This is a genomic window from Photobacterium rosenbergii, from assembly GCF_003026455.1.
Lineage (GTDB): Bacteria > Pseudomonadota > Gammaproteobacteria > Enterobacterales > Vibrionaceae > Photobacterium > Photobacterium rosenbergii.
Genome location: NZ_PYMB01000001.1, coordinates 223,323 through 237,260 on the forward strand (window position 1 = coordinate 223,323; position 13,938 = coordinate 237,260).

Annotated in this window: 15 protein-coding genes and 1 riboswitch; of the genes, 6 read left to right on the forward strand and 9 right to left on the reverse strand. The window is 46.2% G+C overall.

Annotated elements, in window-relative coordinates; all coding sequences use genetic code 11:
• The first annotated feature begins 3 nt into the window (after window positions 1–3).
• Window positions 4–630, forward strand: a complete 627-nt coding sequence (locus C9J01_RS01070; RefSeq protein WP_039469785.1) for a DMSO/selenate family reductase complex B subunit — start codon at window positions 4–6, stop codon at window positions 628–630.
• Window positions 627–1,472, forward strand: coding sequence for a dimethyl sulfoxide reductase anchor subunit family protein (locus C9J01_RS01075; RefSeq protein ID WP_107296258.1), 846 nt, complete (start codon window positions 627–629; stop codon window positions 1,470–1,472). Before C9J01_RS01070 ends, C9J01_RS01075 begins: the two co-directional genes overlap by 4 nt.
• A gap of 81 nt (window positions 1,473–1,553) precedes the next feature.
• Here the strand turns inward: C9J01_RS01075 and C9J01_RS01080 are convergent, their stop codons facing one another.
• Together C9J01_RS01080 and C9J01_RS01085 are read right to left on the reverse strand one after the other, a co-directional pair.
• On the reverse strand, window positions 1,554–2,093 hold the full coding sequence (locus tag C9J01_RS01080; RefSeq protein ID WP_107296259.1) for a peroxiredoxin family protein: 540 nt from the start codon (window positions 2,091–2,093) through the stop codon (window positions 1,554–1,556).
• A gap of 170 nt (window positions 2,094–2,263) precedes the next feature.
• On the reverse strand, window positions 2,264–2,554 hold the full coding sequence (locus tag C9J01_RS01085; RefSeq protein ID WP_107296260.1) for a putative quinol monooxygenase: 291 nt from the start codon (window positions 2,552–2,554) through the stop codon (window positions 2,264–2,266).
• Between the two features lie 275 nt (window positions 2,555–2,829).
• Here C9J01_RS01085 and C9J01_RS01090 point away from each other — a divergent pair, with 275 nt between their 5' ends.
• A complete protein-coding gene (locus C9J01_RS01090) occupies window positions 2,830–3,681 on the forward strand; it encodes a GNAT family N-acetyltransferase (protein WP_107296261.1) in 852 nt (283 codons plus the stop codon).
• Window positions 3,682–3,764: 83 nt separating this feature from the next.
• On the opposite strand, the gene C9J01_RS01095 is transcribed toward C9J01_RS01090, so the two are convergent.
• Complete coding sequence (locus tag C9J01_RS01095; RefSeq protein WP_107296262.1) at window positions 3,765–4,778, reverse strand: GGGtGRT protein; 1,014 nt, start codon at window positions 4,776–4,778, stop codon at window positions 3,765–3,767.
• 82 nt (window positions 4,779–4,860) lie between these two features.
• Window positions 4,861–5,553 carry an iron-sulfur cluster assembly scaffold protein gene (locus C9J01_RS01100; RefSeq protein WP_107296263.1) on the reverse strand — a complete coding sequence of 231 codons (693 nt, stop codon included), beginning with the start codon at window positions 5,551–5,553 and terminating at the stop codon, window positions 4,861–4,863.
• A gap of 128 nt (window positions 5,554–5,681) precedes the next feature.
• Window positions 5,682–5,745: riboswitch (Fluoride riboswitch) on the reverse strand.
• A gap of 270 nt (window positions 5,746–6,015) precedes the next feature.
• Between C9J01_RS01100 and C9J01_RS01105 the strand changes: the two genes are divergently transcribed.
• Entirely contained in the window at window positions 6,016–6,426 is a 411-nt protein-coding gene (locus tag C9J01_RS01105) for a hypothetical protein (protein WP_237156832.1), read from the forward strand.
• A gap of 329 nt (window positions 6,427–6,755) precedes the next feature.
• Window positions 6,756–7,436, forward strand: a complete 681-nt coding sequence (locus C9J01_RS01110; protein WP_107296264.1) for a hypothetical protein — start codon at window positions 6,756–6,758, stop codon at window positions 7,434–7,436.
• A gap of 80 nt (window positions 7,437–7,516) precedes the next feature.
• On the opposite strand, the gene C9J01_RS01115 is transcribed toward C9J01_RS01110, so the two are convergent.
• The 5 genes from C9J01_RS01115 to ltnD form a co-directional block, all read right to left on the reverse strand.
• Window positions 7,517–8,968, reverse strand: coding sequence for a GntP family permease (locus C9J01_RS01115; RefSeq protein WP_107296265.1), 1,452 nt, complete (start codon window positions 8,966–8,968; stop codon window positions 7,517–7,519).
• A gap of 135 nt (window positions 8,969–9,103) precedes the next feature.
• On the reverse strand, window positions 9,104–9,886 hold the full coding sequence (otnI, locus tag C9J01_RS01120; RefSeq protein WP_107296266.1) for a 2-oxo-tetronate isomerase: 783 nt from the start codon (window positions 9,884–9,886) through the stop codon (window positions 9,104–9,106).
• Complete coding sequence (gene otnC, locus C9J01_RS01125; RefSeq protein WP_107296267.1) at window positions 9,886–10,518, reverse strand: 3-oxo-tetronate 4-phosphate decarboxylase; 633 nt, start codon at window positions 10,516–10,518, stop codon at window positions 9,886–9,888. Before otnC ends, otnI begins: the two co-directional genes overlap by 1 nt.
• Window positions 10,511–11,770: a 3-oxo-tetronate kinase gene (gene otnK / locus C9J01_RS01130; RefSeq protein WP_107296268.1), complete on the reverse strand. Its 1,260-nt coding sequence runs from the start codon at window positions 11,768–11,770 to the stop codon at window positions 10,511–10,513. Before otnK ends, otnC begins: the two co-directional genes overlap by 8 nt.
• 2 nt (window positions 11,771–11,772) lie before the next feature.
• Window positions 11,773–12,678, reverse strand: a complete 906-nt coding sequence (gene ltnD, locus C9J01_RS01135) for an L-threonate dehydrogenase (protein WP_107296269.1) — start codon at window positions 12,676–12,678, stop codon at window positions 11,773–11,775.
• A 294-nt stretch (window positions 12,679–12,972) separates the two neighbouring features.
• Here ltnD and C9J01_RS01140 point away from each other — a divergent pair, with 294 nt between their 5' ends.
• The gene (locus C9J01_RS01140) at window positions 12,973–13,731 is read left to right on the forward strand and encodes a DeoR/GlpR family DNA-binding transcription regulator (RefSeq protein WP_107296270.1); all 759 of its coding nucleotides are present in this window, start codon (window positions 12,973–12,975) and stop codon (window positions 13,729–13,731) included.
• The last annotated feature ends 207 nt before the right edge of the window (window positions 13,732–13,938 follow it).

Here is a 13,938-nt window from a genome sequence, read left to right on the forward strand (position 1 = left end):
TAAATGACTCAGTATGGTTTTCACGTTGATACCAGTAAGTGCACAGGCTGCAAAACGTGCCAGGTATCTTGCAAAGATAGAAGTGACCTGCCGGTTGGTGTGAATTGGCGTCGGGTATATGAATACGCAGGCGGTGACTGGGTAATGGGCACTGACGGTACCTATACCAATGATGTTTTCGCCTATTACATGTCGGTGAGTTGCAATCATTGTAGCAACCCTGCCTGCACCAAAGCTTGTCCAACCGGTGCGATGCACAAGAGAAAAGAAGATGGCCTAGTTGTTGTTGATGGCGATGTGTGCGTAGGGTGCCGCTATTGCGAAATGGCTTGTCCTTATGGCGCTCCGCAGTACAACCCTGAAAAGAAACATATGACCAAATGTGATGGTTGTTATGAGCGTATCGGTACGGGGCAAAAGCCAGTCTGTGTGGAGTCTTGCCCGCTGCGTGCCTTGGACTTTGGGCCGATTCATGAGCTGCGTGAGAAATACGGCGCACGGGCCGATATTGCACCGTTGCCTGATCCTCGACTGACAAGCCCTAACCTGATTGTTAGCACTTGCTCCAACAGCAAATTAAGCGGTGATACCAAAGGGAAAATCCAGAATCCAACGGAGGTAGGAGCATGAGCCAGCTATCACTTGTTATCTTTACAGTCTTAGCACAGGCTGCTGTCGGTATGTTCATTGCCTTGGGCTTGGTTGAAATGCGGCTAAAACCCAATGCGAAGGTGATGACCCGAAGCTTTATTGCGGTCTTTGTCCTGCTGGGTATCGGTGCTATGGCGTCTGTCACCCACCTGGGCCAACCATTTCGTATGTTTAACGTTATTTTTGGTCTTGCCCACGGTAGTGCACTTAGCCTTGAGATTGTAGGCCTTAGCCTATTTGGTGGTGCGGGCGCTGCATATACCGGTATGCGCCTTTTTGATATCAGGCCAGATGTTCGGAAATTCCTGCTGCCAATCGCAATGGTGATGGGGGTGGTATTTATCCTTGCTATTGCAAATGTTTATACGTTGGCAACTGTACCGACTTGGAACACGCCGTTTACCTCATTCCAGTTCTTAATGACGGCTGCGGTTCTTGGGCCTATTGCTGCAGCGGTAATGCTTCGCTTGCAAGCTAAGGATATGGGAGAGTTGGCGGCGAAAGCGGATAAAACCCTTGCCGTTTCGGCTGCGGCATTTGGCATTATTGCGCTGATGGGGTACGCGGCATATTTGGTATGGCTTGGTCAGCTAAACGTCCACGTAAACCCGTTTGACGTGGTGGATTATTCATTCCGTGTGGCTCTGATTCGTGTCGGCTTGTTGATGGCAGGGATCATTTTCTGGCTGGTCAGCGCAACCAAGGGCAACCATGGTACCAAATCAGTGGCCTTTGCCAGTTTCGCTATCGTTTTAGCTTCAGAGTTGATGGGACGTGCATTTTTCTATGACGTATTTATCAGTGCGGGCAGTGGTATGTAATTAGCTCAGCAACGTTATTGATTGAATAGGCATAATAAAAAGATGAAGGCTGGAGTTCCGCCTTCATCTTTTTTCAGTTAATCAATAATCCAATGTACCGCGGATTGGGTAGTGGTTGTCAGGGTTTCTGATCCAGGCAAGGCCGCGAGTTAAAGCGCCAAGTTCAGGACGGACAAATGGGTTGTTGGATATATCAACCACGTGCAACTTCCCGTGTTCGTTCACCACAAACAAGCCCGGCTCGGCAAAGTTATTGTCTGTTTCCTGCTCGGAGCGCGGTAGGGAAATGTAAACACCCAAGGTTTTCATTTGCTCTTCAGTTAGCCCGTATGCAATAGGGAAAGAGATATCGAGTTTTTCAAGGTGGGCTTCTAACTGCGCTTTAGAGTCTGCAGAGACCGCAAGGATATCAACCCCAGCATCTGCGAAAGCTTGTTTGTAATTTTCAAGATCATTGAGGTACTGGGTACAAAGAGGGCAATGCTTGCCACGGTAGACAAATACGGCTTGCCAAGTTGCATCACCTTGAGGCTCGCCCAGTTTTACTTCAGAGCCATCGAGGGTTGTTGCTGTCAGGGCAGGGAAATCGTTACCTGCTTTGAGCTTCACCGAATAATCCATGTTTCACTCCATTGGTATAGATTGTTTGAATTACAGTGCTCATTGTGGACACGAATACCACTATCTTCAAGTAGTTAACTTTTAGTAACCTACATAACCGAAATGAACAAACCCATCGCTGCAATAAGCGGCGATGGGTAATATTTTGGGGAGTGAATCAGAGCGGTAATTTAAGCAATTTGAGACATTTCATTGACAGTGAATTGTTCCACACACCCTTCAGTTGCAGCCAAGTAATCAGCAAGGTGCTTGTTGCCCATGTGCTGTTGCCATAATTCACGTGATGTCCAGTTTTCAAAAAACAGGAAGTGTGCAGGGTTTTCATTGTCTTGGTGAAGATCGTAGTTGATGCAACCATCTTCAGCTCGGGTCACATCGATAAGCTTTAATAGCTCTGCTTTGACGAGTTCAATTTTATCTTGTTTGGCGATGATGTTGGCAACAATGGTTAGCTTGGTCATGGGACTTCCTCTATTCGAAAAAAAAATGATTGTCTGTAATGCCGGCGTGTGCCGTGCTGATGTATTGAATAGTAGATGCAGTAAGCCTGCCTGAAAACAGGAGAACCTTTGATATATTCTCAAATTAAATTTGAAAATAAACCATACTTTTCTGCTAGCTGCCCGAGCCAGTTTGACCCGTTACGCTAGTTATTAGCCCCTCTCTACCCAATTCAAGTACAAATATAATCTACCATTAGCATATTAGGGTGGGGCAAGAGTAAAGGTGGGAAAACATGGCAGAAGAAAACTATCACATCAAAGTTATGTCGAAGCAGAATCTAGCAACAGCGATTGATTGGGCGGTTGCTGAAGGTTGGAATCCGGGGCTACATGATATCGAGTCATTTTATGCGGCAGATCCGAATGGCTTTCTAATGGGTTTTCTAGGTGATGAGGCGATAGCCTCAATCTCTGTAGTGAAGTATGACAATAGCTATGGCTTTCTGGGTTTCTATATCGTAAAGCCAGAGTTTCGAGGCAAAGGTTATGGTCTCAAGCTATGGCAGGCAGGTCTGCAATATCTCGAAGGCTGTAATGTGGGGTTAGACGGCGTTGTTGAGCAGCAGGGCAACTATAAACAATCAGGATTTAAACTCGCTTATGGCAATATCCGTTTTGAAGGCTTTGGTGGGGGTGATGAGCCTGAAGGTATTGGCTTGGTTGATCTCAATGAACTGTCATTTAGTGAAGTTCAGGACTATGATTCCGCTTTTTTCCCTACGGAAAGGCATGTTTTTTTAAAACACTGGATAGGACAAACTGGATCTAGTGCATTGGGTATTAAACAAGCAGGTAAACTGGTGGGTTATGGAGTGATCCGCCCATGTCGAAATGGCTTTAAGATCGGGCCGCTTTTTGCTGATGATGCCTTGTTAGCTGAGGAACTCTTTCTCGCCCTTAAGTCCAAAGCAACGCCAACAGAGAATGTATATCTTGATGTGCCGGAAGTGAACCTAGCTGGTGTGGCTTTGGCTGAAAAATATAGCATGGAGCCTGTTTTTACTACCGCCCGCATGTATACCGGCGAAACCCCTGAGATTTCAGTCAACCGAACGTTCGGTGTCACCACTTTCGAACTCGGTTAGAAGACGCGATAGCCAGCCCAACCCTTTTTCATTTTCATGTTCAAAGGTTGGGCCAAAGCTTAGATAGTTTGCACAAGCTTCTCTTAATGAGTAGCTGGTTTTAAAGCCTGTTCAATAGCTACAGCCACCGCAACCGTTGCGCCAACCATTGGGTTGTTGCCCATACCGACCAATCCCATCATCTCAACATGGGCAGGTACGGATGATGAGCCGGCAAATTGGGCATCACAGTGCATCCTTCCCATGGTATCAGTCATTCCATACGAAGCCGGGCCTGCTGCCACATTATCGGGGTGGAGGGTACGGCCAGTGCCGCCACCGGATGCGACCGAAAAATACGGTTTGCTTTGTTCCAACCGTTCTTTCTTATAAGTACCTGCGACGGGGTGTTGGAAGCGGGTCGGGTTGGTTGAATTACCTGTTATTGATATATCAACATTTTCACGATGCATAATAGCTACGCCTTCCTGTACATCGTCGGCACCGTAGCAGTTGATTTCGCCTCGTGGCCCCGGTGAAAAGCGGCGCTCTGAAACAACATTGAGCTTCCTTGTGTAGTAATCATACTGGGTTTGGACATAATTAAAGCCATTGATTCGGGAAATTAAGTAGGCAGCATCTTTGCCAAGACCATTGAGGATCACCCGAAGTGGTTGGCGGCGGACTTTATTGGCATTGAGGGCAATTTTGATTGCGCCCTCTGCCGCAGCATAAGACTCATGGCCGGCGAGAAAACAGAAGCATTGTGTATCTTCACTGAGTAGGCGTGCGGCTAATTTCCCATGTCCTAATCCGACCATACGTTGGTCAGCGACCGAGCCCGGAATACAGAAAGCTTGCAAGCCTTGCCCGATATCTTCTGCCGCTTCAGCGGCGCTTTTGCATTCATCTTTTAATGCAATGGCGGCCCCTAGTACATAAGCCCAAGCTGCATTTTCAAATGCAATAGGTTGGGTTTCTTTGACGATTTTGTAGGGGTTAACCTTGTGTTCTATGCAATAGTCTAGGGCGTCGTTCAGAGAGGTGAAGCCGTACTGCTCCAGCAATGGCTGGATTTGGTTAATGCGGCGGTCGTAGTTTTCGAATAAAGCGGCCATGATGATGTCCTCGGGAAGTTTAATTCTTGCTATACGGTCGGTGACGCTGTCACTCTTGGTGCAAAGGTAATCACTAATCTTGTTATTGCTGGCGTGGGTCAATGGTTTTGACTGCCTCGTCGAATCGACCATACTGGCCAGTTGCTAACTGCATGGCTTGTTCGGCAGCGGTCCCTTTGGCGATGGACTCCATCATTTTCCCCAGGTTGACGAATCGGTAACCGATAATTTCATCATTTTCATCCAAGGCCAGTTCGGTTACATACCCTTCGGCCATTTCCATATAACGTGGCCCCTTGGCACGCGTACCGTAATGGGTGCCTACCTGGCTGCGCAAGCCTTTCCCTAAATCTTCAAGACCGGCACCAATGGGTAGGCCATCCAATGAGAAGGCGGTTTGAGTTCGGCCATAGACATACTGCAGGAAGATTTCGCGCATCGCGACGTTGATGGCATCACACACCAAATCAGTATTCAGTGCCTCAAGAATGGTTTTGCCAGTGATAAGCTCGGAAGCCATTGCCGCAGAGTGGGTCATACCCGAGCAGCCAATGGTTTCAATAAGGGCCTCTTCGATAACGCCGTCTTTGACATTAAGGGTAAGTTTGGCCGCGCCCTGCTGAGGAGCACAAGTGCCAACGCCGTGGCTGACCCCGGAAATAGCGATAACATCTTTGGGGTGAACCCAGCGTCCTTCGACAGGGATAGGGGATGATTGATGTTGAGGCCCTCTCTGGATAGGGCACATGTTTTGGATTTCAGTTGAATATTGCATTGCTTTTGCTCATCTCTAACAGGTGTACTTTTGAGCAAAGAATGGAGGGGGAGTTTTAACGCTAACAACATACCTAGATGCACTGTGAGAGCACAGTGTCATTAAAGATCCCCGGCCATTCATTGCCGTTGTTGTTAGACGTCATCATCCCAGTAGGGCGGTTAAAGGAGGAACATCATCTCCCATCAACAAATGCTTTGTTGATGGGATTAACTATACGCCAGTGGCGAGAAAATGAACTATCTGAATGAAGAATCCTAGATTGCAAAACTGGAATAGTTTTTTTGCTCTAGTTGAAATGTAAGGGGATCTTTCGAGGGTTACCTACAATTCAATCACTTAATAAGTACCATTAATATCTTTATGGTTTTTGACTGTCTGCTTGACGAAATTTTACAGAAATCGAACATTGTTTTTCGTTGTGAAGGGTAATCTTTCGGCATAAAAGAGTGGAGTAAAACCATGAAAATACAACTTAGAGCGGAATCAAAGCAATCAACTAAGGCATCAAAGTCTTGGAAAAAAAGCCTAATGGTAGGTGTTATGTCAATGGCCGTGATGTCGGTGGGTTTAACCGTACCAAGTGTCGCTGAGGCAAAAGGTCATAAACATGGACACCACCACCATCACAAACACAAGCATCATAAACATAAGCATAAACACCATGTCGTGGTGGTGAAGCCTAAACCTAAAAGGCATAAGAAGAAGGTGGTAGTTGTACATAAGTACCCTAAGCACCGTCACTATCACCGCAGTCGTCTCCCTGAAATCGCTACATTTGCTGTGATTGCAGGTGCTACCTACGCCATTATCGATAATCACTACTACAAACGCCGTGGTGATAACTATGAATATGTGGCTAAACCACGATAGTTTTTCCAGGTGCCCTGTCAAACAGGGCATCACGTTGTTATATAGAACAATTGTTTACTTGATGAACTGGTGGCCTAGGTATCTTTCTTGAGTTAGGTATCTTGCTTGAGTTTTGAGCAGTGTTCATAATTTTTGAAGTTAGATGACAACTTTTTGCTTTTCATCTGTTATAGTCCTCGCATCAAGCATAAATTTGCTAATGAAACCTCTAAAAGAAAATCGCGGTATTTGGTGATTTAGGGGAAAAATAAAAATAATAACTTTTCTTACCAAAATATTGAACGGTGTTTTATATTTGTGGTGAGTTAACTTAACCAGTTGGTGTTAGGATGAAAAATTTTGCGTTAATGGCAATCTTATCGATGCTTCTGTTCGGGTGTGCTAGCCCAAGTAAAGATGAACCTTCAAAGGTGATCCCGGTGGATTTACAGAAGAGCGAGCTGATTCAGGTACTCAGTGAAAAAGCTGCCACACAGGCTCTTAATGTTCAGTTTCTGCTTAAGGATGCTGAGATGACCAACAATGATATGGTTGAATTTAGAGAGCAGCTGATTTTAGCGCTAGGGCAGGAACAAATAAACTACAGCTTTATTCCACAATCGGAATTCGAAAACCTTTCTGCAATCGCGAAAGTGAAGCCCAACGGTTGCTACGTGAAAGAGAATTATGAGTACTACAGCCCTCAACTACAAAAAGACGTAATTTTTGTTGTAGAGAGCATGCGTGTGTGTGCCAAAGAAGATAATTATGTGGCACTTGATACCAGCATTGGTGATTTTCAGGTAGATGTGAAATATGGTGATACAGTGATGACTACCTCGCGACATGCATCATATTTTCATAACTATGTGAAAATCAGTGATCATTCATACTCTTCTCTTTCTGTGGGTAAGCTGACGTTGAATGAAAATCTGTTGTCGTTCGAGACTGAGTCAGGGCTTTCATTTGAAGTTGATGAGAAAGGTATTGTCACCCGGAGTGATATTGGGTTGATTGGTGTTATTCATTAAATTGAGTAATTCCCCAAATAAACGTAAAGCCCACATCATAGTGGGCTTTATTCGTTTTTGGGGGGCTTAATTATTAGGTATTAAGCTGCAACCTCTTTCGGTGCTTCACCCTGACGTGTTTTCATCCAAACAACGATTGCACCAAGTACAGCGAGTGGGATGATTGGATCGATAAGTGTACCGCCTTTACCGAAGAACAAGTTCAGTGTCATGATGATGCTGGCACCAATTGCCCAAGCGATAGTTGAAGTCAGACTCCAAATCTTTAGCTGGTCAGAGAGTTCGGTGATACCCAGTGTACGGCTGATGATATGGAAGTAAGAGTCGTTAAGGTGTGAGAAGCCCACAGGGCCAACAGCACAGGCTAGCGCGACGAAAACAGGGTCAAGACCAAGGGTTTCTACTAGAGGTAGAGTCATTGTTGCAGCGACCATCATTGACGCTGTTGCAGAACCTTGGATTAGACGCAGCATAGAGGCGATAGCAAGTGGAACAAGTAGCGGTGGGATACCACTGCTTGCAATGACCTCTGCTACCTGAGGGCCTGCACCAGAAGCTTTAAGTACTGCGCCCATCGCGCCACCACAGCCTGTGACAACAAGGATTAGGCCGGTTGTTGATAGGGCATCGTCCATTGAGCCAATCATTTCTTTACGGTCAATTTGTGTTGTTAGGCCGTAAAGCGCCATCAGGACACCGATACCAACTGCAACAACAGGGTTACCGACAAGCTGAAGGAATGTATGGAAGAAGCTGCTACCTTCACCAATCATAGTGTTTGCAAGGATAAGTGCGATTGGCACTAAGATTGGGCCGAATGATAGGAAGTTGCTTGGTAGATCTTCGTCTTTGGTCTCTTTTACGTTTTCTAGGTTTGCCCAATCAGCTTCGCTAGTAATCCAATTTTCGCCATTTGGCACGCGGTAGTATTGTTTGCCAACTTTGCGGATATAAATAAGCGATAGCATCATCATTGGGATAGAGACAGCCAAGCCCCATAGCATGTAGACACCAAGGTCAACACCAAGGATGCCGGATACCGCTACAGGTCCTGGTGTTGGCGGCACAAGGGCGTGGGTGATAAGAAGACCTAGTGCCAGTGTGACACCCAAGCCAACTGCAGATTTACCCGTGTTGCGCGAGATAGCACGAACTAGCGAGTGCAGCAGCACATAGGCTGAATCACAGAAAACAGGGATTGCCACTAATACGCCAGTAAAGCCAAGCGCGAGATCTTCACGGCCTTTACCACAGATTTTAACGAAGGTTTTTGCCATTCGTACCGCAGCTCCCGACTTCTCGAAGCAGGCACCCATGATGACACCAAAAGCGATGATTAGACCGATCCCACCTAGTACACCACCAAAGCCAGATTTAATCGCGTTAACCAACTCTGTCGGTGCCATACCAGCAAATAAACCCATGATTAAACATGAGAGCACCATTGCCAGTGCGACAGGGATACGGGTCTTGATGATCATGACCATCATTGCGGTGATACCGACAATAATGCCTAGAATTGCTCCATCCATTTCTTCATTCCTTTTAATTGCCTGCTGTGCAGGTTCTATTTCACGTCGTTATATAAATTTCTAAATTTGGGCATCTGAGCGAACAGATGCCGCAAGTTGTGTTAATGATTTTTAATTACAAACCGGACTTATGTTTTACTTTTCGAGGTATGGTTTCACCCAACCCAGTCCGTCGAGTGTGTTTGTTTTCGGGTTGTATTCGCAGCCAATCCAGCCGCTGTATCCTGATTCATCCAGCACATTAAATAGGTGAGGGTAGTTCAACTCACCTTCACTTGGCTCGTGTCGTTCAGGCACCGAAGCAATCTGGATATGGCCGGTGTAGTTAGCCAAATCGCGGATAAGTACAGATAAGTCACCATCCATAATTTGGGCGTGGTAGAGGTCTAGCTGCAGCTTCACATTCGGGCGATCAACCTGCTTAATAAGTTCAACCGCCTCGCGCTGGCGAGAAACGAAGTACCCAGGCACATCACGGTTGTTCAATGGCTCAATCATTAGTTCAATGCCGTGTTCAGCAAACACATCAGAGGCAAAACGAATGTTGCTAATGAAGGTGTCAACATGTTGTTGGTAGCTAAAGGCGTTATCGACAATACCTGACATAGCGTGAACTTTTTTACAGCCTAGAGTGAGAGCGTAGTTCAATGCTGTGTCGACACTGGCGCGGAACTCATCTTCACGACCTGGGATTGCGGCAAAGCCACGCTCGCCAGCATCCCAATCACCCGGAGGCATATTGAATAATGCTTGTTCGAAGCCATATTTCTCTAGTTCACTCGCAAGCACTTCAGCATCAAAGGCATATGGGAAAAGGTATTCCACGGCCTTAAAACCGGCTTGGTGTGCTTGCTCAAAGCGCTCTAAAAAAGGTACTTCGGTAAATAGCATCGTAAGGTTAGCTGCGAACTTAGCCATTATTTGCCTCTCCCTTGTAGGTCTGTGATTTCTTCTTCGCTAAGGTATCGGATTGATTTGCCATCCAGCATCAATGCCAGTTTTGCGGTTTCTTCCAATTCTTCGGCATTGTCGACGGCATCGATGAGGTCGCTACCTGTAACAACCGGACCGTGGTTAGCCAGTAAGAAGGCACGGTAATCTGCCGCGCGTTTAGCGAGCTCTTCAGCGATGCGAGGATCCCCTGGTCGTAGGTAAGGGATCACCGGTAGCTTACCGATACGCATAACAAAATATGGTGTGAATGGCTTAATGGCATTGTCGGTATCCAACCCTTCTAAGCACGACAGTGCTGTTAGATAGGTCGAGTGCAAATGAACAATGGCATTGCATTCATTGTTGTTCCGGTAAATAGCTAAGTGGAACGCGACTTCTTTCGACGGGCGGTCACCTGAGATATGGTTGCCGTCAATATCCACTACCGATAAACGTTCCGCATCCAAACGGCCAAAAGAAGAGCCTGTTGGTGTGGCAAGAAAGTGCCCGTTAGGCAGTTTGAGAGAAAGGTTACCCGCGCCGCCGGTAGCGTAACCTCGCTCGAACATCGAGCGAGCAAGCGTTACCATTTGCTCCCTGAGTTGTTGTTCAGTCATGGTAGAACCCTTGTGCCGTTTCAAAGAAGTTGACGTCACCAAAGTTGCCTGATTTGAGAGCCAGTGACAGGTTGCTGTCTATTGCTTTTACCCAAGGCACACCCGGTGCAATCTGAGGGCCGATATGGAAACCTTTAACACCAAGGCTTTGGGTTACAACACCGGAGGTTTCACCGCCTGCGACAATGAAGTTCTGCACGCCATTTTCTTTTAGCTGGTGGGCTAGTTGGCTGAAGAACTGTTCAACCGCATGGCTAGACGCCTGAGCGCCATATTGAGCCTGGATAGCTTTTAGTACTTCCGGCTCTGCGGTGGCATAAACCATAGGCGCGAAGTCAGCATCAAGGTTTTCAAGCACCCACTTGAAGACGGACTCACAGTAATCTTGCTGCTCAAGGCACGCTTTAACATCCAACGCTAGGTGTGGCGCTTTTTGTGCGTAAGTGGAAACTTGCTGGTTGGTCATGACTGAACATGAACCTGATAGAACCACGGTGTTGGCTGGCTGAGGTTTACCGGCTTCTTTTGCCGATGACTGGTCGCTTAAATGTTCGGTCCAGTTTTTGGCAATACCTGACGCAAGACCAGAGCCGCCTGTTACCAGCTTGAGTGATTTAGCTGCTTCACCCAGTGTTTCAAGGTGGGATTGGTTGAAGGCATCAGCAACCGCATAGCGCTGGCCTTCTTGGGCAATGGCCAAGAAGCGTTCTGTAACAGCCTGCGCCCCTTGCTCGATGGTTTGGTAATTAACCAGGCCTGTTGTTCCTGTCGATTGTGCATCCATCAAACGTACAAGGCTTGAATCTGTCATCGGGGTAACTGGGTGGTTACGCATACCCGAGTCAGACAGTAATTCACCCAAGACAAACAAGTGGCCATTGAATACAGTACGTCCGTTGACCGGTAGTGCAGGGCAAACGATAGTGAATTCTTCATTTAGGGCTTCGAGTAAGGCATCGGTGACAGGGCCGATATTGCCTTCGCGAGTACTGTCGAATGTCGAGCAGTATTTAAAGTAGAACTGTTGGCAGCCTTGCTGCTGTAGCCAGTTAAGGGCTTCAACCGAGGATTCGATAGCCTCATCAACAGGGCAAGAACGTGATTTAAGGCTGATGACGACCGCATCGGCGTCAATATCTAGCTTGGTTTCTGGGACACCATTGAGTTGAATGGTGCGCATGCCATTTTCAACAAGAAAACCTGCAATGTCTGTTGCGCCGGTAAAATCGTCAGCAATAACTCCTAGTAGCATGATTATTGCTCCTTCTTAGGCAGGTCGATGCCATCGAAAATCTTAATGACAGCACTGTCGTCTTCCTGACCAAAACCAGCATTACTCGCGCTGGTGAACATGTTTAGTGCTGTAGAGGCGAGAGGAAGTGGGAATTTCAGATCTTTGGCAGTATCAGAAACAAGGTTGAGGTCTTTAACAAAAATGTCGACCATTGATGTCGGTGTGTAGTCGCCATCCACGACGTGTTTCATTCGGTTTTCGAACATCCATGAATTGCCCGCAGCGTTGGTTACCACGTCGTACATTAAATCCAGAGGGATATTGGCTCGGGCGGCAAGGGCCATGGCTTCGGCACCTGCAGCAATGTGAACACCTGCAAGCAGTTGGTGGATAATTTTGACTGTGGCACCCATACCGATCTCAGTGCCAATGTTGTAAACCTTACCTGCTGTTGCATCGAGTACAGGCTTAAGCTTATTAAAGGCTTCTTCAGAGCCTGATGCCATAATGGTCATTTCGCCAATATTGGCTTTAGCTGCTCCGCCTGAAACTGGCGCATCAAGCATAATTAATTGATGCTCAATGAGACCGGCCTCAATCGCTTTGGCATCTTCTGCTGAAATAGTTGCAGAAACCATAACCGCCGTTCCTGGTTTTAGTTGGGCGGCAAGTTGATTATCAAAAAGGACGGCTTTAGCTTGGCGGGCATTCACAACCAGTAGTAAGACTGCATCGAGTACGTTGGCGAAGTCAGCGCAGTTATGTGAGATGCCTTTAGCACCGGCTTGTTCAAGCTCCTTGAGTGCGTTGGTGCTCAAATCGACGCCATAAGTATCAAGGCCTGCACGAATACAAGATTTAGCGGCCCCCATACCCATCGAACCCAGACCAATTACGGCAACTGATTGTAATTGTTGACTTTCCATTTGCCTCTCCATGTTAACTTTTGTGAATTTGTGTTCTTGTTTGTGATTCTATGTTGCTTTTATGAAAAGGAGAAGGCGTGACTTCACACTTTTTAACAGTGATGGTGATAAAATGTGTGAAAATCTGATGTGAATCTGTTGGGCTCTTCTAAAGATAAGCGGGTTATTCTGGCTAATGATTTGAAATTATGGAGAATTATCAAATTTTGCCTTATCAAATGCTCACATATATTCACAGGTGTGACTATGTGGTGTTAAGATATGTGCAAGATAACCATATATAGAAGAACCATTATGATTCCGGCAGAACGACAACGAACGATCCTGACTTTGTTGGGTAACCAGGAAGTCATCAGCATTAGTGAATTGACTCACCAACTTGACGTTTCACATATGACTATTCGGCGTGATATTGCCAAGCTAGAGTCTGATGGGCGTGTTATGTCGGTATCGGGTGGGGTGCAACTTACTGAGACAATCCATACCGAGCATTCACATGATGTGAAAATTAACCAGCATCGTAATGAAAAGGCTGATATTGGCTTCTATGCTGCGCAACTGATTAAACCGAATATGACAGTTTATCTCGATGCGGGTACAACGACGTTGGAAATTGCCCATCAACTTAACCATAGGGATGATCTTTTAGTGATCACGAATGACTTCGCCATAGCTTGTTATTTGATGAACCATTCTGAGTGCAGCATTTATCATACGGGTGGAAAGGTTGATAAGGGAAACCAGTCTTGTGTCGGTCAACAAGCAACGCATATCTTGCGGGAAATGAATATCGACTTGGCTTTCGTTTCAACCTCCTCTTGGAATCAGCGCGGGATCTCAACGCCAAGTGAAGAAAAGGTATTAGTGAAGAAGGCGATTATTGCCTCATCGCAACAAAACTATCTCGTCAGCGACTCGTCAAAATATGGCAAGGTAGCAACGTTTCATGCTGTGGATATAGAGTGCTTTGATAAAGTGATCACTGACAGTGAGTTTCCGGCTAGCTGTATTGATGACTTTAATGAGCGCGGTATTTTGGTGGACGTTGTCTAATTTGTAAGTTCACTATAGCGGCTTTAGTGTCTCTGCTTGTCGGCAATAGCTCTTAAGATTGTTAGACAAGGATCATAAATCGAACTTAAGTCGCTAACCTAGATAGTTTCTTTTCTATACTGTAACTAAGTGACGTCTTGTCATTTTCTACCAGTACCTTTTCTAATAACCGTTTTTCTCACCCTTCCCAATAACTGATTATCCGTT

What these genes read in the sequence shown, in the direction of transcription:
- otnK (WP_107296268.1), bottom strand. Translation starts at nt 11,770, where the DNA reads ATGCTACTAGGAGTTATTGCTGACGATTTTACCGGCGCAACAGACATT.
- C9J01_RS01095 (WP_107296262.1), bottom strand. Translation starts at nt 4,778, where the DNA reads ATGGCCGCTTTATTCGAAAACTACGACCGCCGCATTAACCAAATCCAG.
- C9J01_RS01105 (WP_237156832.1), top strand. Translation starts at nt 6,016, where the DNA reads ATGAAAATACAACTTAGAGCGGAATCAAAGCAATCAACTAAGGCATCA.
- otnI (WP_107296266.1), bottom strand. Translation starts at nt 9,886, where the DNA reads ATGGCTAAGTTCGCAGCTAACCTTACGATGCTATTTACCGAAGTACCT.
- C9J01_RS01100 (WP_107296263.1), bottom strand. Translation starts at nt 5,553, where the DNA reads ATGCAATATTCAACTGAAATCCAAAACATGTGCCCTATCCAGAGAGGG.
- C9J01_RS01080 (WP_107296259.1), bottom strand. Translation starts at nt 2,093, where the DNA reads ATGGATTATTCGGTGAAGCTCAAAGCAGGTAACGATTTCCCTGCCCTG.
- C9J01_RS01115 (WP_107296265.1), bottom strand. Translation starts at nt 8,968, where the DNA reads ATGGATGGAGCAATTCTAGGCATTATTGTCGGTATCACCGCAATGATG.
- C9J01_RS01110 (WP_107296264.1), top strand. Translation starts at nt 6,756, where the DNA reads ATGAAAAATTTTGCGTTAATGGCAATCTTATCGATGCTTCTGTTCGGG.
- C9J01_RS01070 (WP_039469785.1), top strand. Translation starts at nt 4, where the DNA reads ATGACTCAGTATGGTTTTCACGTTGATACCAGTAAGTGCACAGGCTGC.
- ltnD (WP_107296269.1), bottom strand. Translation starts at nt 12,678, where the DNA reads ATGGAAAGTCAACAATTACAATCAGTTGCCGTAATTGGTCTGGGTTCG.
- C9J01_RS01085 (WP_107296260.1), bottom strand. Translation starts at nt 2,554, where the DNA reads ATGACCAAGCTAACCATTGTTGCCAACATCATCGCCAAACAAGATAAA.
- otnC (WP_107296267.1), bottom strand. Translation starts at nt 10,518, where the DNA reads ATGACTGAACAACAACTCAGGGAGCAAATGGTAACGCTTGCTCGCTCG.
- C9J01_RS01075 (WP_107296258.1), top strand. Translation starts at nt 627, where the DNA reads ATGAGCCAGCTATCACTTGTTATCTTTACAGTCTTAGCACAGGCTGCT.
- C9J01_RS01140 (WP_107296270.1), top strand. Translation starts at nt 12,973, where the DNA reads ATGATTCCGGCAGAACGACAACGAACGATCCTGACTTTGTTGGGTAAC.
- C9J01_RS01090 (WP_107296261.1), top strand. Translation starts at nt 2,830, where the DNA reads ATGGCAGAAGAAAACTATCACATCAAAGTTATGTCGAAGCAGAATCTA.